We start from the raw sequence: 21,207 nt of genomic DNA on the forward strand, positions 1-21,207 counted from the left end.
ATCAGGTTCTCTCCTTTGCATGGATATATTCCAAAACCGCCTCCCTCCAGTGCCGGAGGGGGAGAGTCTTTGTATTCACCAGAACGGAATATTCAGGACGTTTCGCTCTCCGGGGAAATTCTGCTGTTGTGCAGGGCACAGCGTTGGGGATGAAGGCACGCGCAAACTCGTACCAGCTGCACTGGCCTTCATTCGTGATATGGTAGATGCCCGGGGCCCGGGAGATAATGTCCGGCGTGGCACGCGCCAGATCGATCGTATACGTCGGTTTCCCGATCTGGTCGTTCACCACGCGGACTGCAGGCATCTGCCGGGAGAGCGACAGGATCGTGTCCACAAAATTTTTCCCATGGCCCCCGAAAAGCCACGAGGTTCGAATAATCCGGTAATTCTTGAGGTTTTTCTGAATTGAGACCTCCCCCAGCAGTTTCGATTCTCCGTACGCATTGATCGGATTCGGATGATCATCTTCCTGGTAATCCCTCCGTGTGCCATCAAAAACATAATCGGTACTGTAGTGGACAAGAAGTGCCCCCGCTTCAGAACATGCCGCAGCGATATACCCTGGAGCCCGGCCATTCACTTCCCGGGCAAGATCCTGATTCTCTTCACAGCCATCGACATCCGTGTACGCAGCCGCATTGATAACAGCAAACGGGCGTTCCCGGAGGATCACTTTTTTTACCGGGATCTCGTCCGTGATATCAACGTCAGGATGCCCGAGATGAATGGCATCGGGCAAAACCTCACTCAGGGCATGGCCAAGCATCCCGTTTGTGCCAAAAATTACCATTTTCCGGGAATTTATTTTTTTAATGGTCTCCACCACCATTCATTCCGGGAATACCATTCAACTGTTTCCCCGAGGGCATCATTAAAGGAGTAGCGGGGTGTCCAGCCCATCTTCCGTAGTTTCGAGCAATCAAGGGAATACCGGAAGTCATGGCCAGGACGATCGGTGACATACTGGATCATGGTCTCGTCTTGGTTGAGCAGCTGGAGGATCTTCTCGGTAATTTCGAGATTGGTCCTCTCATTTCCCCCACCGATATTATAGACCTCCCCGGGAACCCCCCGCTCAAGAAGAAACTCCACTGCCCGGCAATGATCGATTACATGGATCCAGTCCCGGACATTTTTCCCGGTGCCATAGACTGGTACTTTCTTCCCCTCCATGAGGTTGGTGACAAACAGAGGAATCAGTTTCTCCGGATACTGGTAGGGGCCGAAGTTGTTCGTGCACCGGGTGACGATGACCGGAAGATGATACGTCATAGAATAGGACAATGCCAGCAGATCCGATCCTGCCTTGCTTGCGGAATAAGGGCTGGACGGAGTGAGAATATCCTCTTCCCGGAATGAGTCTCCCGTCGTGCTCCCGTATACTTCATCGGTTGAGATATGGATGAACCGGGGGACGTCATGCAGGCGTGCGGCTTCAAGAAGGGTATGAGTTCCCAGGACGTTGGTCCTGACAAACACCGAAGCATCCAAAATAGACCGGTCCACGTGGCTCTCAGCAGCAAAATGCACGATCGCATCCACATCGAATCTGCTTAGTGTGGCCATGACGATATCCCGGTTACAGATATCCCCTCTGATAAAGGTATATCCCGGTTTGGCATCGACACCCCGCAGATTTTTGGGGTTCCCGGCATATGTCAGGAGATCAAAGTTGACAATCTCGCAGTCCGGATGAGAACTGAACATGTGCCGTATGAAATTGCTCCCGATAAAACCGGCGCCACCGGTGACAAGGAGTCTCATAAATTGCGCCTGCCGAAGCAGTTATCCATGGTTCAGTCCCGGCGCCAGTCCCCAGTCATAGGGAATATCCGGCGTATCCGGCGGAATACGGTATTCATCCGGTTCCGCATAATTGTACGGCAGGGTGGGGACACTCAGGAAATATGCGGTGTCCGTCCCGATCGCCTTGAACCCGTGGTAAACACCAGGGGGAACACTGATGAGGACCGGATTCTTCTCGCCAACAAAGAGCTCCATCAATGCCTCACGGGTTGCGGACTCCGTCCGAGCATCATAGAGCGCAACTTTCATCATTCCCCGTATACAGGTAAAATTATCGGTCTGTTTCATATGGTAGTGCCAGGCTTTCACTACACCGGGATATGCGGTTGTGAGGTATACCTGTCCGAATTTTTTGAAAAGCGGATCGTCGCACCGCAGGATCTCCATAAGCCAGCCCCGTTCATCAGGGATCACCCGCAGGTTTTTTAGCACGACGCCCTCTATGGACTTTCCCATGCAATATAATTGATCATGAGGGTATAAAAAATGCTCATCCATCAGGACGTTGTATTTCTGTCCGTTTCTGAAACATTACGACGAGGCGGTGACACTTTTTACCAGGTGCTGGATCTCTCTCTCAAACCTTGTTACAGTACATTCGTACGCTCGGGCGACACACGCGTCATGATACTGGTCAGGATTGATGGAGATCAAACGTACTGCATCGATAATACACTGTACATCCAGTTGAACGAGAATGCCGGTATCCGGTGTTATCGTCTTGCGATATCCCCCGGCATCCACAGCAATCACCGGTTTCCCACTTTCCGTTGCTTCGAGAGGGGTGAGTCCAAAGTCTTCAGCTTTTGCAGTACAACTAAACCCCTTGCAATATGCAAAAAGGTCGCACTATTCTGCGTCTGTTAGTTCTCCGAGGTACGCTATGTTCGGAGGTATAGCCACCTGAATTTTTTTTGGCATAGGTAGCTGAGTGATCCCCTAGTGCAAATCCTCCGGCAATAACCAGTTTTTGTTCATGCATAGCATGGAAACTCTCAATCTGTAATTCAATCTGTTTCTCCGGGTAAAGCCGGTTCACCGATAGCCAGAAGTCCCCATATTCATAAAAATAAAATTTTAAAGAGTCTACAGGGGAATAGATAATGTCTGATTCATGGATGTAAAATTGCCTGACTCTCATCTGGACATTACGTGAATTGCAACAATGTGATCGATATGGGAGACAGATCGCTGGTCAAGCACACGAAAAATTCGTGCATCTCCACGAAAAAAAATCTGTTTGTACAAGAGTAACGATCTTAAAAATTTTGCATAATTATCATAAAATGCCCTCACCGGGGTATGACAATACCACCGATTTGGGTGATGCCGCCGGGCAGCATTGTGCGCCCAGTTGCCGCTGAAAATAAAAAAATCAAAATCATGGGAAAAATTACAGAAATAAAACCTCATCGGGCAGAGATCTGCTTGAGCCCCGGGTATTTCAGGGTCTTTCCCAAGCTGATCACGCGGAACCGATGGATCAATTTTACGGATAGCATCGGTAGCGGTAGCGATAATATCAATATCAAGTGCCTTTGCCATTGCTATTACGACGTTCTCCCCCCAGTCGCGCCGAAATAATCATGGAATATTGCGATCTGCATTCGATTTTTTCCCATCCCTTTTAAGAAATTATTCACGGCGTCCCTTTATAGTTACCTCAAAGATGCTGAAAACATACCATCATAGAATAGAAGAGCAATTTCCGGGGGCAATTCGGGTTTTGAGATGCCGGGAAAACCGCATCATGCCAAATACCCTATATTTATTGTCTCACAAAAAAACCCATTAGAGACAACCAATGAATCGTCCATCCGGAACCGGATACCTGGTCGAAGTCTCGGTAATCCTACCTGCCCTTGACGAAGAGCTCAGCATCAGCGAATGCATAAAAAAAATCCAGACCGTCTTCCGCAGCAACAACATCAGCGGCGAGATCATCGTTGCCGACTCCTCGGCCGACCGGACACCGGAGATCGCGCAATCGCTGGGTGCGCGAATTATCCGGCCGGAAAAGGGCGGGTACGGCAACGCTTACCTGAGCGCGTTCCGGCACGCGCAGGGGCGCATCATCGTCATGGGCGATGCCGATGACACCTATGATTTCTCCGAGATCCCCCTGCTTCTGGATCCGATAAACAACGGCGCGGACTTTGTCATCGGGTCCCGGTTCAAGGGAACTATCCATGCAGGATCGATGTCCCCTCTGCACCGGTACATCGGCAACCCGCTCCTCACGTGGATGATCAATCACATCTTCCATACCCGTTTCACGGACACGCACAGCGGGTTCCGGGCGATCACCCGCGACGCGCTCGACCGGCTCAACCTGATGACCGGGGGCATGGAACTTGCCTCCGAGATGCTCGTGATGGCCTCCAAAGAAGGCCTGCGTATCGAAGAGGTCCCGGTCAGTTATCACCCCCGGGTTGCGCCGTCCAAATTGCACAGTTTTGCCGATGGCTGGCGCCACATCCGGTTTGTGCTCCTCATGAAACCCCTCCCGTTCCTTGCCATACCGGGCCTGCTCTTCTCGCTGGTCGGGCTCCTCCTGATGGCCTTCTTTGCTCTCGAGGGAAATGTCGAGTCCTCTCACCTCCACACGTTCATCGTCGGCGCCATCATGATCATGGGCGGTATGCAGGTGATCCTTACCGCTTTTTTGATGAAGTCCTACTCGGTCATCCACGGGTATGAGAAAAGAGCGGGTATCATCACGCTTGTCATGCAGTACAGCAGCCTGGAAAAATTCCTCGTCCTGGGCCTTATCCTTATTCTGGGTGGCGTGATTCTCGGCCTCAATATCCTGATCCAGTGGGTCGCTGTCGGGTTTGGGTTTCTCTCGGAGATTTCTACGGCGATTGTGTCATTGGTCCTGATCGTGAGCGGTATCCAGGTCTTTCTCTTTGCCATCTTCCAGAGCATGATGCTCCTGAACGAGAATAACGGCCATGCATAGGCAGGCAACCATGAAGATCGCCTTTGTCTCCGATGTCATCTACCCGTACGTGAAAGGCGGGGTGGAAAAACGGGTCTGGGAGGTGGCGGTGCGGCTGGCAAAGAGGGGCCACGAAGTCCATCTCTTCGGCATGAAATACTGGGAGGGGGATGATATCCTGATCCGCGACGGGGTGATCCTGCACGGGGTCTGCCCGTCACGTCCTCTCTATGCCGGGGGAAAAAGGACCGTGGAAGAAGCATGTAATTTCGGCCTCCGGCTCATCCCGCACCTGGGAAGGTACCGGTTCGATATCATCGACTGCCAGCAGTTTCCTTTTTTCTCCTGCTTCTCGGCAAAATTCCTGGCCATCATCAAAAGAACACCGCTCGTCATCACCTGGCACGAGGTCTGGGACGACTACTGGTACGATTACCTGGGATACCAAGGAGTGTTCGGTACGATTACCGAGCGGTTCGTTTCACGGATCATGTCCGATACCATCGCGGTATCGGAGACGACCGCGGGACGACTCCGGCGCCTGTCTCCCGGATTGCGTCCTGTCGTTATCCCCAACGGGATTGACCTCGCAGAGATCGCTACGGCCCGCCCCTCCGAAAAGAGATCCGATCTCATCTTTGCCGGGAGGCTGATCCGGGAGAAACACGTGGACCTCCTCATTGCGGCCACCGAGCTGCTCATGCCGCAGTTCCCCGATCTGAAGGTCCTTATTATCGGCGATGGGCCGGAACGCGATCGGATACAGTCGTTGATCCGGGCACGGGGGTTGGAGGGTTCTGTTACCCTGAAAAGGTTTTGTGAAGACCACCAGGAGCTTATCTCGCTCTTTCGGTCGTCCAAGGTCTTTATACTTCCTTCGACACGGGAAGGGTTTGGCATCACCGCGCTCGAAGCGCTCGCGTGCGGACTGCCCGTCGTGACAATCGACCACCCGGCAAACGCCGTCCGGGATCTCATCACGGAAAGAAACGGGTTTCTCTCGTCCCTTTCCACAGAGGACTGTGCAGAAAAGATCCGCGGGGCTCTCGGGCACCATAGGGAGATGCGCGAGGCCTGTATCGCAAATGCAGCGGCCTACGACTGGGATCGCATCGCAGCAGAGTGCGAGGAGTATTACCGATCGGTGATTACAAAGACAGGAGCGAAAGGACCGACTAACTAGCAGGGATCCGTAATCACAAAGGTAAGGGTTCCTCCAAAAAAGAGATGCTTAATCCGGTCCCCCCACCGAAATCGTAAAAGCAACAAGTAACAGCTGCCAAAAAGGATCCCTCATCGAACCCAGTTGCCCTGTATCACATCTTCTTCGGTCACGTTGACGTACCGATCTGTTCCGAGGAGATGGTACAGCCCGGTTGCCCTGACCTCGTAGGGTGAACCTGACGTAGAATACGGCACGGTAAACAGACCGTTCTCGCTTACCTGGCGGTAGACAAAGGTCCGTCCCGTGTTGGTGATGACAGGGAGCTCGATGATCCCGTCACCGGCTATCTGTGCCCCATTGACATACTCGAAAACCTTGACCGATTTTATACCGGGGAGCGTGACAGTACCCGACTCAGGAAATGCCATGACAGACGCATTGTCCGGTGATTCGTGGACGAGCCGGTAATGGTTCAGGGCCGGGACGGTCGCGACCGGCTCGTTCGGGAGACTGGAATAGAGGCCGGCATAGCCCGATGCGGAGAGCGTCTGGCCCTCCAGTATGAGCGTGAGATTCCCGGTTCCCGAGGAGATGTCGACCGGCGCATCGCCTGAGATCACCCTTGCGTACCCGTTTACATCTCCCGCGGACTCCCCCGCCGCAGGCACCTGCCGGATCACGTACCGGATATACTCTGCATTCGCAGGCAGGGTCATGGATCCGTCAAAGTTGTAGAGACGGGAGACCATAGTCTGGAAATACCCGTCTTTAAACCGGTGGACCTTGTCCAGGTTTTTGGTGTTGCCAGGCTCCGGGAGCATAAACCACGTGATGTAGGGCGAAATATCGGTCGAATCGCTCGCCCATGGGATGAGGTTCGTGAATTTGTCCACCGCGAGGGTTGAGTCGACGATAACGTACCGCCCGCCGAATCCTTCCAGGATCGCATCTGCCTGTGACTCGTTCTGCTCAAGGAAGAACGCGTCAGCGCCGTTCCTGCCGGCAAGGTTGTCCTGGAACGGATTGGTGATCGGGATCCGGTGCGCAAAGAATGTGATCCAGTGGCCGGCATCCCATGTTGCCAGGATCCCGTAGGAACTGTTGGGATACCTATACCCGGAAGATGGGTACTCGCCAAAATAACTGACTCCAGTAGCAGGCGTGGCATTTCCAAGCCATATGAGCGATTCGATCCAGTCAGGAGACAATTCGTGATCCGGCGTGTGAAGTCCCTGATCGAGATCCTTGTACATGGAAACACCCACAAGAACCACGGTAAGGAGAAGAACCAGTGCAACGCACAGGACCTTAAGCGTCCCCATGGCATCCCGCTCATCCCGGGAACGGGGGCTCCTCTTTTTCTTCCCTGAACGTTCGGGAGCACCCGCTGGTCTTCCCTGAGGGTCTTCTGCGCCTGAAGAAGCTGGAGGAGTCAGGACAATCAGGGATACAAGGGAAGAGATTTTTGCTTTCACGCCGGCATCCTGCCAGCGGAAGGGCTCCGTGATACAGATGGCACTGAGCAGGACAATATTGACCGTGCTGTAGTAGTCAAATCTCTGAAACTTGACGGTCAACAGCAGCATCACGACCGACCAGATCAAAAGAAAGATCCATTCGGCCTTCGGTTTTTTCAGGATAGAATATCCCAGCACCAGGAACCCGCCAACGGTAAGGAGAAGGGCAAGCCCTAAATAGTCCCACGCCAGCGGCAGGGTGAGAGGCTGTGTTTCAACAACACCCACAGAATACTGCATGGATCCAAATAAGAGTCCCAGTCCCTGAGCACTCAGATACTGGAACGGGGGATACAGTTCGATCACGGCAATCCCTGCCGCGCAGAGTGCGCCGATGCTGAATAAATAGGAGTACCTTTTCCCAATAAATATCGATGAGATACCCACGAGCAGCCCCGTCTCAGCGAGAACGGCGAGATGCGCATACACAAGGCCAGGGGAATACTGGGTGATTGAGAAACCGGTCTGTTTGAATCCAAAAAGGATCAGGAGCGATGCTGATACCAAAAGGGAGATTCCATTCAGGATCAGAAGGTCAAGGGAAGACCGGCCGGTCCAGTGATCAAGAATGCTCTGGATAAAGGTAAAGATACCTACGACGAGTAATACCAAGATAACCGTCTGTGAAGCAAGCAGTGCGCAAAAATAGATAACGCCTCCTCCGAGAGCAAGCAGAGCCGGAACATAAAATGTGCGGAGATCTTTTCTGTCCAGTCCGTATTTTCGTGTATACGCGAGGGAGGAAAGATATACCAGCAAAAATATCGTGCTGAAAAGAGATTCGGCAATGTGGTGGCCGATCAGGCCATAGGACGAAAGGAAGAAATAGTGGTAGGATATCACCGCAACAAGACCGGCAGCAACGATCCCGGCCTGCCAGTTCCAGATCGTCTTTCCCACGTAGTACACAACCGGGACCATGAGCGCGGCCATGAGCGGGGAGACCCAGCCTGCCGCTGAAACGATCGCGGCCTGGGATGTCGCCCCGCCGATCAGGCAGAAAAGTGCAGCGATAAAGGGGTAGAGCGGCCCCCAGTCGATAAATTTTCCGGTCGTGTACGCAGTCATAGGGTCAAACCAGTTGTACTGCGGGAAATGGTGCACCATCACCTCGATTTGTCGCAGGGTATACCATCCATCCGTGTCATAGGTATACAAAAAACCTGCATCCTTGATAAACAGCGCAGGAATGAGACGGAGAAGAAGAGCAATGGCCATAAAAAAAAGAATAACCGCCACTATCCAATAACGGGTATCCCATCTGATTTTTAATGAAAGCATAATCCATTCCCAGATTATTTTATGGTATCCATGGGTGTTTCACAAATATCAGAATATGTTCATTGTCTGGATTCTATATTCCTTCCGATTGGATCAAAGAATGGATAACCGGATTGTGCTGAACGGGCCGGAGAAAAAGGGAGATCTCGTTTGGCAAAGGTGTATCACGGGTGGTTCAATCAGTGATCCCCTTTTGTGCGGGCACCGGTTCTGTTCCTTTGTTGAGGGATTGGCAGAATTGTGGCACAGTGATCCCGATTTTTAGCTCAACCTGAATCTTTATTTATTTAGGACATCCTAAATATCTGGTACGATGGCGCAGGAACATACGGAAGAATACCTCGAGTCGATCTACGATCTTCAGAAGATGGACGGTTCAGCGAAGACGACCGCGATAGCAAAATGTCTCGATGTTGCTCCGGCAAGCGTTACCGAGTCCCTCCGGAACCTCGAGAGGAAAGGGCTCATCCAGTACGAGCCGTACCAGGGTGCAACCCTGACGGAAGCGGGCAGGACGATTGCGGAGAAGATCAAGCGCCGCCACCGCCTCCTCGAGGTATTCCTGACCGATGTCCTCAAGATCAACCGGGCGAAGGTGCACGACGAGGCGTGCAAGATGGAGCACACCATCTCAGAAGAGACCGAGTGTGCCCTCTGTAAGATGCTGGACGCGCCTTCGCGCTGCCCGCACGGGAGCCCGATCGGACCGTGCGACAAAGGTATCACGAATTGTACCGAGTGCCGGACCGAAGCAGAAGCAGGAGAGACCCTGGCAGCACGGGAGAGGAAGATCATCCCGATCACGGACCTCGGCCCCGAGGACAAGGGAAAGATCGCATTCATCCGGGGGGACTGCAGGATCGTCCAGCGCCTCTCCGATCTCGGGCTTACGCTCGGGACTACGGTATCCGTGACGCGGAAAGCCCCCATGAACGGGCCGGTTGAGGTGTTCGTCCGGCGGACAAAACTTGCCATCGACCACGCCATCGCCGAGAACATCTTTGTCGATGCGCCGCGGGCCGGGCGATCATGAGCGGATGCGGGGAGTGTAAGGCCTGCCCGCCAAAAGGCGAGACCAAGATAAAAGACGCCGAATATACGATCGCGCTCGCGGGCAACGCAAACGTCGGGAAGAGCGTGACCTTCAACCAGCTCACCGGTGTCGACCAGATCATCGGGAACTGGCCGGGGAAGACGGTCGAACGTGCGGAAGGTCTCCTCCAATACAAAGGGCACCGGATCCGGATCATCGACCTGCCTGGCATCTACTCCTTCTCAACCTACTCGATGGAGGAACTCGTCTCCCGGGACTTCATCGCCCTCGAGCGGCCGGATGCTGTCGTCAACGTCATCGATGCTTCGGCGCTGGAGCGGAATCTCTTCTTTACCATCCAGCTCCTCGAACTTGCCCCGCCGCTCCTCATTTCGGTCAACCAGATCGACCTCGCGGAGAAGAAGGGGATCACCATTGACACAGAGAAACTCGCCGAACTCCTGGGCGTCCCGGTCATCCCGACCGTCGCGATCAAGGGCAAGGGGATCGCCACGCTGACCGATGCGATCCTCGATCTCGCGCAGCGCCGCCCGACACCCCCTGTCCTCCGGTACGGAAAGGAGATCGAGGAACGGATCGAAAAACTCGTTCTCCTGCTGGGGCAGCTGACCATCCCTTACCCCGTACGGTTTACCGCCATCAAGCTCCTCGAACGCGACCCCTCAATGGTGAAGATCGTGAAGGAGCAGGCCCCGGCCATCGTCGGGACAGCTGAACAGCTCGCCGGAGAGATTGAGACAATGCACGGAGAATCGGTCTGCGTAGTGATGAGCGCGGAGCGGTACCAGGTCGCCGACCGGATCGCTGCAGATGTAATCACGATGCACTCCATGTCGGAGGGGCCGCAGAAAAAGTCCCTGACCGACCGGCTCGACCGTGTCGCCCTCCACCCATTTCTCGGATATCTCGCGGTCTTTCTCGTGATAGGGGGGTTGCTCGTATGGACCTTTGTCGTTGGTGCCCGTATTTCCGACTTCATCCAGACAATCCTTTCGCAGATCGCGCCATATGAACCGGTCATCACCGGCCCGGTCGCCGGCATCCTCTGGAACGGCGCGTTCTCGGGATTTGTCGCGGGAGTCACGCTGGTCATCCCGTACGTCCTGCCGTTCTATCTCCTCCTCGCGGTGATGGAGGACTCCGGCTACCTTACCCGGATCGCCGTGATGCTCGACCGGGGGATGCACAAGCTCGGGCTGCACGGCAAGGCAGTCATTCCCCTCATCCTTGGCTACGGGTGCAATGTCCCGGCCTGCTTCTCATGCCGGATCATGGAATCGCCCAAGCAGAAACTGCTCGCTGCGTTTCTGGTCACCCTCATCCCCTGTACGGCCCGGACGGTTGTCATCCTCGGCCTCGTCGGTAAATTCGTCAGCATCTGGTGGGCGCTCGCGCTCTATGCGTTTGATATCCTCCTGATAATCATTGTCGGGAGGATCGCCTTCAAAGTGGTGCCGGGCGAGTCGGTCGGGCTGATCATGGAGATGCCGGACTACCATGTCCCTTCAGCCTCAGTCGTCATAAAGCAGACATGGGCGCGGACAAAGTCGCTCATCTGGTTTGTCTTTCCCGCATACATCATCGGGAGCGCCGCGATCCAGGTCTTCTACGCGGTCGGCCTGCTCAACCCGGTCAACAATCTCCTCGCGCCCGTCACGGTCTTCTGGCTCGGCCTTCCCGTAATTGTCGGGATCACCCTCATCTTCGGCATTGTGAGAAAGGAACTCACCATCCTCACCCTCGCGGTGCTCTTCGGTTCGACCAACTTCGCGGCCTTCCTCACCCCGGTCCAGCTCATCGTCATCGCCCTTGTCTCAATGCTCTACATCCCGTGCATATCGGTGATACTGGTGCTGGCATCTGAGTTCGGGTGGAAACGGTCACTTGCGATCTCCTTCACTGAGATCGTACTGGCTATCGGGCTCGGCGGGATAGCGTTCCGGCTGCTGGGACTGTGGATGTGAGGTTCCGGGCGCGGAAGCACTACGTGCAAATTCAGGCACTCCATTTTCTCCGAGAACTGATGTTCTTGTGGCTCTGGAGAACCAGACATGAATAAGAATTCATCTAGGAACCATGAAAGTCATTCAGTTACGAGAGCTCCCCGTTCTACGTCTCCCGGAATTTTTTTCCTGATCCCGGCTTGTAACGGGCGTACCTGTCCTTTCTTCTTCTCCGGCGCTTCTGCCGATACATTTCTAATAGATTGGCATCGTAATGAGATGTCAGGAGAACGGGTTGGATGCGCACCTGACAGGAATTTACTCTGTAACTGATTCGAACGCACGTTTTCCGGTCGGCCCGCGGGTCCGGGAGTAGAGGATTGCCTGAGAGGATTACACAATGCCGGATACCATTCAATCCAGATTTGACGAAGGGCTTCTCTGTCTCCAGAACAGGGAGTACGATGAGGCAATCCAGAAGTTCAGGGAAGTCTTCGATCTGGACCCGGAAACCACCGGCATTCATCATTACCTTGGGCGTTCCCTGCTTGGAAAAAAACTGCATGCCGAGGCAATCGAAGAATTTTCCTGTGCGATCAAAAAAAATCCGCTCGATGGCAATTCAAGGTACTGGCTGGCGCTCGTCCTGATGGAACAGGACCGGTTTTGTGAGGCAGTACCGATTCTGTACGAGGCAATCCGGAGGGAACCGGGAATGCTGTACCATTTCTCGGAACAGATCCTCTCCATCTTCCAGAAAAAACGGTCATTTTCTGAAACACGGGAATTTTTCCGGCAGTGCACCGAAATTTTTGCCGGCCTTGAACCATCAGCCCGGAACGATGATGCATTTACGCTGTCCCGCGCGCACCCGTATAGTATCCTCGGCCAGATCTTTTTTGAGAAGGGATTGCTGAACGAGGCTGTGGAAAATTACCGCGAAGCACTGCGCATCTACCCGAAAAATCCCTCATTTCACTGGAAACTGGCAGATATCTATTTTATCTCCAATTTTGCCGACGAAGCAATATCGGAATACCGGGCTGCCCTGCGGCTCGATCCGGAAGATGCAGAAGTCCACAAAAAACTGGCAGATGCTTTTGTCATCAAAGGCCTGCTCGTTGATGCTTTCCATGAATACCGGGAGGCGGTGAAACTTGAACCGGATAATGCGGATTTTGCGAAGGCGTACTCGCGTTTCCGGACGATCCTCACTGACGATGAAAAACAGGGTAAAACGATTCGATCTCCAGGCATCGCCCATGACGGACTGCCGGAAAATAACGGTTCCCCGGGGAGTGAAGAGTTTCACCGTCTCGTCACGGAAGGCGAGAACGAGCTCGTTGAATACAAGACGAGCACGCTCTGGAGCAAATCTTTTACAAAAGCGGATATCTCAGCCAGTGAGTCGCGGGAAGTACACAAGTTCGGCAGGGAAACGTCCAAATTCATCGTTGCGAAAACCCTTGCGGGTTTCCTCAATACCGAAGGAGGGAACCTCATCATCGGCATAAAGGAGAACAAAAAGGGCATGAGAAACGAGATCGCCGGGATAGAAGCCGAGTATTCGAAACTGAAGGACCCGACAACAGATGGTTACCGCAGGATGATCGTCGACGAAGTCATACGAAAATACCTTCCGCCGGAAATTTTTCATAACATGAATGAATTCATCCGGATACAGTTCCCGAAAATTCAGGATACGACGCTTTGCTGGCTGGAGATAAAAAAGTCCGGTGAAGGGGTTTTTGTACGTGTCCAGGACGAGGAATACTTTTTTATCCGGGTCGATGCCGAGACCCGCCAGATCGCGGACAAGGCGCTCGTGGATTATTATAAACGGCACTTCCGCTAGTCATGCAAACTCGCGGGTCGTGTGAGGAACTATCGGTAGGGATCTCCCGGCCGGGAAAACAAGATCCGACATCTTTTCGTTCAGATAATCCAGTAAATGGAACCGGGACGAAAAACAACCATGAGAAGTTTACAGGCACATTTTTTTCGTGAGACGGTGACGCGTGCGAGGCAGGCCCGTGGGATCTTGAAACTATCATTGTGGTATTTCATTTTTCATATATGGCACAGCAAAAAGGATAGCAAAAAAAAAGTTTCTCCGGCAAAAAGGGCCGAAAGCCGGAGAGAACACTCGTCGATACCCAACCGGATCTGCTTGTCATCGCGCTTACCAACTATGCCGACTTCACCGCTACCTGTGAAACTGATCCTGAAGATGGCAAAAGATCCCTCCACGTGATGACCGGAAAACTGATCACCTCCTGCATGCCCGGGGCGCTCAAAACCGGATCGAGCTAAACATTGAAGGGGGATGCGCAATCCTCACAAGGGACCGGGGGCGTGAGGAAAAGGAGTGAACTCCCCGGGATAATCCTGCGGCAGCGGATGGGACACGGTATTCACGTACCGGGACTGGGAGACCTGTTGCCTTCACTTTCACATCATGTCCGGACGCTCTTAATATCAACGAATTGCCGTGATGTGATCATTGAAGCAGTATACGAGCCGCCTCATGATCTGCCACCCGCTGCACTCATCCACGGACGTACCTGGGAAGTCGTCTTTTGTCTCTCCAGCGCTATCCCGGCGTGCGGTGAGGAGGTTGTCCCCGGTGCCATGCAAAAATAACCCTGGACAGAGGAAAACCGGTGAGTTGTGCGTGGAGAAAATGTCCTGCGTTCGCCAGGGGGGACCCATTACCGTTCGATCAGGCGAATGGTATCATCGGTCTTTTTCGCCAGCCCGTCCATGCCCTGCAGCCGGGCCACATCTGAGATGGCCTCAAGCACATGCACGGACTCTTCAAGAAACGAAAGGATATCTGCAGGAAATACTTCGATACCATATTCATCCAGCAGAAACGCCGCGATCTGCCGGTGGTCCAGCCCGTTCTCGCGGAGCTCGATCACCTTACGGGCAAATTTTTTCTCGGGGCAACCGCATAGCGGGGATTCCCTGCAGTCGCAGCGCAGGAAATCATTGAAAAAAGCAAGGATCTGCTCCCTCACCGCGAAGTCAAGCGCATCGTAATTGAGCCGCGAGCAGAGGGTCTCAAGCATGTTTCCCGAGAACGCAAGCTCGGGAAGACGATAGCCGGCGAGGCGTTCAAGTTTTTTTGCGTGACGGAACCGTGCCCGGTCAGCAATCAATCGTCTTCTCCCGTCGACTCATCGAAGTTCTTCAGGGAGGTAATTGCATCGCTCATGCGTTCGCATTCGATGAGCCACTCGTCAAAGAGTGTCGGGTTCTCGAGGTCATCCTTCACGTACTTCCCGCAGCAGGCTGCACCGTCAATAACACTTGCTCCGATGCTTGCTGCCGATTCAAGTGCGGCTTCCATATCTTTTTCTATCTGATCCCGTCCCTTTTTCACGAGGGTCTTGATATCCTTGTCGAAACCTCCCTCAAGGTACTTCCGGCTCCCGGCAAAGAGCGCGAGCTTCGGGAGCTGGAGGATCTCGACGATCTCTTCAAGATCGCCTTCCGGCGCGGCCGACATGACAATCGCTTCCACCTGAGAGAGCTTGTCCAGCGTCTCTTCCCGGCCGAAGCGCTTGTTCTGGTAGAGTCTGATGATCTTCAGAACCTCAAGGGTGATATCAACAGAGAAACTGTCCAGCACCCGGAACCCCTCCGGGAGTTCCTCGCTCTTCGGGTCGATCTCGAAACTTGATTCCTGAAGTGTTTTCAGCCAGTTGTCCCAGCGCTCCTGGTTGTAAAAGATATAGAACAACCTGAGCGGTTCCTCTTCGGTTTTTTTGCTCGCCTTTTTCGCCATTTCAGTACACTATTCCCTCTCGTGATTAAAGGATTTTGTTGTCTGTGCTCGGAGAAATCCTATTTTATCGTGTAATTCGCTCATATTCACTGTTTATGAGAGTAATCGTCTCTCTCACGTCGAAGAACTCTGACGAGTTCTTCTGATGTCTCATCTCTTTTGAGATTCGACAAGTCGAAAAACTCTGACGAGTTCTTCTTATCCTCAAGGTCCTGATTGACCTCTTCGAAAATCGGAGAGGTTTCTCAAAACCTCGACGAAGAGAAGGGAGGCGTGAGCCGACCTTCGACCTAAACGAAAAACCTGCCGGTTCTTCTCCCGCCTGATCTTCCCTTCGAGAATCTGAAAGGTTCATCAGAACCTTGAGGATGAGAAGGGAGGCAAAAAGCCGACCTTCGAACAGCAGTCTCCTCTATGAGCGTCCACAACGAATATCGATGATTTTTACAAAGCCGTTGTCTGCACTATACTGTGGAAGAAGAACCCGGAAGAACCTGTCCCGGTGTCCTCCGGCCGGGACTGCCGCCAATGGTTATCTCCCTTGACTTTTATATACTACAGAGAACATGGCAGCAGCTGATAATTGCGGCGCGGGGGGAGTAAAAAACCCGGTTATGGTAAGGTATGGGGAGCTGTTCCTCAAAAGCGAACCGGTCAAATACCACTTTATCGGCATGCTCCTCCGCAACATCCGTCGTGCACTTTCCGCCCACGGGCTCTCTGCCCATTACGAGACCCCCCGCGGCCGCATACTCATCTTCGGTGACCAGCCGGAAAAAATTGCATGGATCGTTGCACGCGTATTCGGGGTTGTCGATGTCAGCATCTGCACCCGGACAGGCAGCAGTCCTGAAGACCTCACTGCTGCGGCAGTAACACTCGCTTCCAAACAGTTGACAGCTGGCATGAGTTTTGCCGTCAGGGCCAAACGCCAGCTGAAAACGGGGCTGACCAGCCAGGAACTGGGAACCCTGATCGGTTCCGCTATCTATGACCGGGTCCCCGGCCTCAGGGTCGACCTGAACTGCCCGGAGTATGAGATCTTTGTGGAAGTCCGTGATGTTGGCGGGCTGGTTTATGATTCCCGGATCAAAGCCCCCGGGGGGCTGCCATTGGGTACGCAGGGCCGGGTCCTCGTACTCCTGTCTGCGGGTATTGACTCCCCAGTCGCCTCGTGGCTTGCGATGAAAAGGGGGTGCGAGACCAGCCACCTGTACCTTGATGCCGGGCGGTGGGCGGGTTGTGACGTCACGCCTGCTGCAACCGAGAACCACCGCAGACTCTCCCTCTGGTGTCCCGGTTACGAACTTTCGATGATAATTGCCGACAGCGAACCGCTCTTTGACGAGATGCACAGGCTCCGGACTCCCGCACGCTACCGCTGTGTAATCTGCAAACGGTTCATGCACCGGGTCGCAGCACGCATGATGCAAAAGGAAGGGGCCCGGGCAATAGTCACCGGAGAGAACCTCGGGCAGGTCGCATCCCAGACCCTCGCCAACCTGTCCGTGATCTCCCAGGCGGTCGCCGTACCGGTCCTCCGTCCCCTTATTACCTATGACAAGGAAGAGACGATCTGGCTTGCCCGCAGGATCGGGACTTTTGATCCGCACCCGGGTGATCTTGTCTGCCGTGCAGCCCCCAGGATGCCGGCGACAGCTGCCATATTAGAAGAGATCCTGAAGTGCGAGCAGGCCATGGAGGTTGACAGGATTACCGAACAAACCTGTGAGTCTGTACGGTTTGTAAAAGCACAGAACGGCGTGATCACACCGACAGGATACCATACTGCGCTCTGACTGGAAATACCCTACGATTTTGTTTACCCGGTTCCGGCAGCGGATTGCGATGAGCAAAATGGAAAAACCGGGATATCTTGCCCTTTATGAATCCGGGGAGTTCGTGGAGCAGGCTGACCGTGCCTTCGCGCTGCTGACAAGCTGCACTGTCTGTCCCCATGAATGCAGGGTTGACCCACCCGCGCCTGGAGGGGGGGTCTTGCAGGACTAGGCTCCTCTCCGGTTATCACAGGTCCCGGCCCGAATTTTGGTGAAGAGCCCCCGCCAAGCATGCAGCCGGGGTGGGCGGAATTTTTCCGGATGCATCCCTCCGTCGCCATATCACACCTGGCGAATTCCGGGACGTGATCCTGAATGCAGGAAAGTACTGACCTCCACCAGGGTTTTTGACCGGCGGATATTCAGAGGAGATTTTTCACGCAGTCGATGACGGTTGTCAGTGCCTTGACCCGGGCATACCATTTGTCATCTGACTCGATGACCGTCCATGGGGCGATCTCCGTATTCGTCCGTGCCAGCATCTCGTCAATGGCCTCGTCGTACAGGTCCCACTTCTCCCGGTTCCTCCAGTCTTCTTCAGTAATTTTGTGGATCTTTTCAGGATCGTTTGCCCGCTGCTGGAACCGCCTGAGCTGCTCTTCCTTGCTGATCTCCAGCCAGAACTTGACGATGCCCCCCCCGCTGGAATGTACGTAATCGGCTTCCATGTCGTTGATTTCGTGATAGGCCTGCTGCCATTCGGCAGTTGAGCAGAAACCTTCGACCCGTTCGACAAGCACCCGCCCGTACCAGCTGCGGTCATAGATGGCGACATGCCCCGCTCTGGGATAGTGCCGGACGAATCTCCAGAGATAATGGTGGTCCTTCTCGGTCTCGTCCGGTGCAGCAATGGGGATCACATCATAGCCCAGTGGGTTCATGTAGCGGGCAATCCGCGTGATATTTCCGCCTTTTCCTGCTGCATCCCAGCCTTCATACATAATGATGAGCGGGATCTTCCGTTTGAAAATGAGGTAGTGCAATTCGAGCATCTCGATCTGGAGATTGCTGAGCGTCTGCTGGCATTCTTCTTTGGTACAGGTATTTTCAGGAACGGATATCCGCTTTACCGGGTTCTTTTTCGGGAGGACGGGTTCCCTCAGTCTCTCTTTCTTCGACTTGGAGTCGTTTACGGATTCGGTCCGTTTTTCAAGGGTTTTTACCAGTATTGAGTAAACTTTCAGGATCACATAGTTCCGATCAGTGGCTCCAATTACGTGCCAGGGAGCATATGGCGTATCTGTTTTCTCAAGGAACTGGTCGATATATGGGAGCGAGTCTTCATAATGATAGTGGATGTTCCAGGTAAGCGGGGTAACAAGCCATGCCGTGAGAGGGTTGCGTTCCCTCTCTTCCAGTCGCCGTTTCTGCTCCGCCTTGTCGATATGCAGGAAGAACTTGATGATGACTGCGCCGTTATCAGTCAGAGTCCGTTCAAAATTATTTATGGGACCGGATTTGCCTTCCAGGGATTTTTTCCAGCCGGATTTCTGCATCTCTGTTGTTATCGCCCTGCTGTACCAGCTCCGCGCAAAGAGCGCGATACGGCCCCGGGCGGGTGTCCGTATCCAGAAACTCCACATAAACGGACTCTCCTTCTCTTCTTCCGTAGGCCTCCCTGTGGCATGAAGGGTGAACCCGCGAGGGTCGAGTGACTGGATAATTGAGTGAGTCGACATGGTAATTCCCGCGGTATTCCACCCGTCAATAACGATAATCGTCGGGATTTTCCTGTCGCGAAGTATCCGCTGGAGAACTGACAGTCGCGCTTTCAGTCTGGGAAGAGCCTCATTGAACTCTTTATCGCTCACAGTCTTTGTCAGGTCAATTTTTTCCAGCATTGTAGCCTCATTACTCCTTAAAGTATGTCATTCAGTCCGGATAATCGAACCGTAGGGCACCACAGGTTATGAAATTACCTGAAGGTATATGCTTCCCGATCAGCCGGATTATTGGTTGGATGTTTATCTCTTGAAAATGAAAAATTCAAATACTAAAGAACACATTTTCCTTCCATTTTATGTAGTATCCCGTCGTACAAAAATTCCGGGAATTGTAGAAATGTTTTAACCGCACCTTCTCCGTGTGGTGACGAGAGGTGCGGGAATCAACATACTGACGGGAACAGGGAAGACACATGGTAGCGGATGGCAGTTCAACCATAGCTTGGCTTATCACAGCGACTGCGCTTGTGATGCTGATGACACCGGGCGTAGGATTTTTCTACGGCGGCCTTGTACGGAAAAAGAATTTCATATCGATGATCAGTCTCTCGTTCATCGCGTTTGCGCTTGTGAGCATCCAGTGGATCCTGGTCGGGTACACCTTTGCATTCGGTCAGGATGCAGGTGGCATCATCGGGAACCTCGGGAATCTCGGCCTGAACGGGGTGGGGATGACCACAGGGAATGCAGGGTACCCGCCATTGCTCTACATGATCTTCCAGCTGACTTTTGCTGCAGTTACTGTTGCAATTGTTACGTCGGGTCTCGCGGAACGTGTGAAACTGAGTTCCTTTATCATCTTTACGCTCCTCTGGACAACCTTCGTCTATGACCCGATCGCCCACTGGGTCTGGGGCGGCGGATGGCTTGCTTCGCTCGGGGCCATCGATTTTGCCGGGGGCATGGTCGTTCATATCAGTGCCGGTTTCGCTGCACTTGCCCTCGCTCTCGTGATCGGGAAACGTGCAGGATACGGGCAGTACTCCATGGAACCCCATAACATCCCGATGACCCTCCTCGGGGCGGGGCTGCTGTGGTTCGGCTGGTTCGGGTTCAACGGCGGCAGCGCCCTTGCAGCGAACGGGATGGCAGTCAATGCAATCGTCGTTACAAATACAGCGGCGGCGGCAGGCGCGCTTTCGTGGATGGTAGTGAGCTGGATCAACGGCAAGCCGAGTTCACTGGGGATGGTGACCGGGGCTGTAGCCGGGCTGGGTACCATCACTCCAATGGCCGGATACGTAACCCCTCTTACAGCAATCCTGATCGGGGCAATTGCCGGTATTCTTTGTTACAAGGCGATGCTCTGGCGGATCAAGAGCGGGATGGACGAAAGTCTCGATGCCTGGGCAGTGCACGGAGTGGGAGGTTTCTTCGGCACTGTCTGCACCGGGATCTTTGCAACCACAGCGGTCTGCAGTTATTCCGGTCTTCTTGAAGGGAATGTCCACCAGTTCACCGCAAACGTGATCGGTGCTGTGGTTGTCACCGTCTACGCATTTGTCGTGACCTACATCCTGGCAATCGGTATAGACCGGACGATAGGACTCCGTGTGAGTGAGGAGGAGGAGTATGTCGGCCTTGACCTCTCCCAGCATGGCGAAAGCTGCAGGTAGACCTAATCTTCCGGACCTATCCGGAAAACTTTTTAAAAAAATCGTATATTACGGGATCTGAGCTCATCATTATAAGATGAAAATATCTTGACTCTGGAGAAATCCTATTTTCAAATATATTTCTTATAATTTCAGATAGTCATGAGGAGACCCCCTTTCTCATATCGAAGAACTCTGATGAGTTCTCCTTGTCCTCTCCTAGCCTTGACAGTCCGCGAGAGTACCTCCAAAATACGCCCTCGAAGAACCCGTTCGGGTTCTTCTCATCCCCCCTTCCTGATGGAACGGGGCACTGTACGGGCTCCGATTCCCTGTTTTTCCGGACACAGAGACAGTAATTCCGGAAAATGAGACATTAATTCATGCAATTCCGGTCATTTTTACTTCTGAAAACATGAGACGCTATTTGGGTGTATTTGGAAGGCGAAAAGGGAGGGGGGACAGGTTTTAGCCTGTCTCTGCATATTTTCTAGCTCCGGATGGCTTCCTGACGGGCAATTCTGAGTACCTCCCATCCGGGCCCGTA

General features: G+C 53.4%; 15 protein-coding genes and 1 pseudogene. 7 read left to right on the forward strand and 9 right to left on the reverse strand.

Features of this window, described 5'->3' with window-relative positions; translation table 11 throughout:
- Position 1: 1 nt before the first annotated feature.
- The 5 genes and pseudogenes from rfbD to ABSB80_RS12835 all read right to left on the reverse strand — a co-directional run bounded on the left by rfbD (position 2) and on the right by ABSB80_RS12835 (position 3,354).
- The gene (gene rfbD, locus ABSB80_RS12815) at positions 2-793 is read right to left on the reverse strand and encodes a dTDP-4-dehydrorhamnose reductase (protein ID WP_428371023.1); all 792 of its coding nucleotides are present in this window, start codon (positions 791-793) and stop codon (positions 2-4) included.
- 11 nt (positions 794-804) lie between these two features.
- Positions 805-1,767 (reverse strand): dTDP-glucose 4,6-dehydratase, encoded by a 963-nt coding sequence (gene rfbB, locus ABSB80_RS12820; protein ID WP_428371024.1) that lies wholly within the window; start codon positions 1,765-1,767, stop codon positions 805-807.
- Between the two features lie 21 nt (positions 1,768-1,788).
- Positions 1,789-2,265, reverse strand: coding sequence for a dTDP-4-dehydrorhamnose 3,5-epimerase family protein (locus ABSB80_RS12825; protein WP_428371025.1), 477 nt, complete (start codon positions 2,263-2,265; stop codon positions 1,789-1,791).
- Positions 2,266-2,340: 75 nt separating this feature from the next.
- Positions 2,341-2,592 (reverse strand): annotated as a pseudogene (locus ABSB80_RS12830) (glycosyltransferase); the annotation flags it as partial.
- Between the two features lie 354 nt (positions 2,593-2,946).
- A complete protein-coding gene (locus ABSB80_RS12835; protein WP_428371026.1) occupies positions 2,947-3,354 on the reverse strand; it encodes a hypothetical protein in 408 nt (135 codons plus the stop codon).
- Positions 3,355-3,613: 259 nt separating this feature from the next.
- Between ABSB80_RS12835 and ABSB80_RS12840 the strand changes: the two genes are divergently transcribed.
- Positions 3,614-4,771: a glycosyltransferase family 2 protein gene (locus tag ABSB80_RS12840; RefSeq protein WP_428371027.1), complete on the forward strand. Its 1,158-nt coding sequence runs from the start codon at positions 3,614-3,616 to the stop codon at positions 4,769-4,771.
- Positions 4,772-4,781: 10 nt separating this feature from the next.
- Positions 4,782-5,933, forward strand: a complete 1,152-nt coding sequence (locus ABSB80_RS12845) for a glycosyltransferase family 4 protein (RefSeq protein WP_428371028.1) — start codon at positions 4,782-4,784, stop codon at positions 5,931-5,933.
- A 110-nt stretch (positions 5,934-6,043) separates the two neighbouring features.
- Here ABSB80_RS12845 and ABSB80_RS12850 read toward each other — a convergent pair whose 3' ends face one another.
- Positions 6,044-8,713, reverse strand: a complete 2,670-nt coding sequence (locus ABSB80_RS12850) for an oligosaccharyl transferase, archaeosortase A system-associated (RefSeq protein WP_428371029.1) — start codon at positions 8,711-8,713, stop codon at positions 6,044-6,046.
- Positions 8,714-9,026: 313 nt separating this feature from the next.
- Here ABSB80_RS12850 and ABSB80_RS12855 point away from each other — a divergent pair, with 313 nt between their 5' ends.
- The 3 genes from ABSB80_RS12855 (at position 9,027) to ABSB80_RS12865 (ending at position 13,565) form a co-directional block, all read left to right on the forward strand.
- Positions 9,027-9,746 (forward strand): metal-dependent transcriptional regulator, encoded by a 720-nt coding sequence (locus ABSB80_RS12855; RefSeq protein ID WP_428371030.1) that lies wholly within the window; start codon positions 9,027-9,029, stop codon positions 9,744-9,746.
- Entirely contained in the window at positions 9,743-11,731 is a 1,989-nt protein-coding gene (gene feoB / locus ABSB80_RS12860; RefSeq protein WP_428371031.1) for a ferrous iron transport protein B, read from the forward strand. Before ABSB80_RS12855 ends, feoB begins: the two co-directional genes overlap by 4 nt.
- Before the next feature lie 379 nt (positions 11,732-12,110).
- The gene (locus ABSB80_RS12865) at positions 12,111-13,565 is read left to right on the forward strand and encodes a tetratricopeptide repeat protein (RefSeq protein WP_428371032.1); all 1,455 of its coding nucleotides are present in this window, start codon (positions 12,111-12,113) and stop codon (positions 13,563-13,565) included.
- An 856-nt stretch (positions 13,566-14,421) separates the two neighbouring features.
- Here the strand turns inward: ABSB80_RS12865 and ABSB80_RS12870 are convergent.
- Positions 14,422-14,874, reverse strand: a complete 453-nt coding sequence (locus ABSB80_RS12870; protein ID WP_428371033.1) for a DUF5814 domain-containing protein — start codon at positions 14,872-14,874, stop codon at positions 14,422-14,424.
- Positions 14,871-15,503, reverse strand: a complete 633-nt coding sequence (locus ABSB80_RS12875) for a DUF2150 family protein (protein ID WP_428371034.1) — start codon at positions 15,501-15,503, stop codon at positions 14,871-14,873. The genes ABSB80_RS12870 and ABSB80_RS12875 overlap by 4 nt, the downstream gene beginning before the upstream one ends.
- Positions 15,504-16,069: 566 nt before the next feature.
- On the opposite strand from ABSB80_RS12875, the gene thiI reads away from it, so the two are divergent.
- Complete coding sequence (gene thiI / locus ABSB80_RS12880) at positions 16,070-17,302, forward strand: tRNA uracil 4-sulfurtransferase ThiI (protein WP_428371035.1); 1,233 nt, start codon at positions 16,070-16,072, stop codon at positions 17,300-17,302.
- 401 nt (positions 17,303-17,703) lie between these two features.
- Here thiI and pap read toward each other — a convergent pair whose 3' ends face one another.
- A complete protein-coding gene (gene pap, locus ABSB80_RS12885; RefSeq protein WP_428371036.1) occupies positions 17,704-19,182 on the reverse strand; it encodes a polyphosphate:AMP phosphotransferase in 1,479 nt (492 codons plus the stop codon).
- A 296-nt stretch (positions 19,183-19,478) separates the two neighbouring features.
- On the opposite strand from pap, the gene ABSB80_RS12890 reads away from it, so the two are divergent.
- Complete coding sequence (locus tag ABSB80_RS12890; RefSeq protein ID WP_428371037.1) at positions 19,479-20,681, forward strand: ammonium transporter; 1,203 nt, start codon at positions 19,479-19,481, stop codon at positions 20,679-20,681.
- Positions 20,682-21,207 lie beyond the last annotated feature (526 nt).

It is taken from the genome of Methanoregula sp., from assembly GCF_050010295.1.
GTDB lineage: Archaea > Halobacteriota > Methanomicrobia > Methanomicrobiales > Methanospirillaceae > Methanoregula.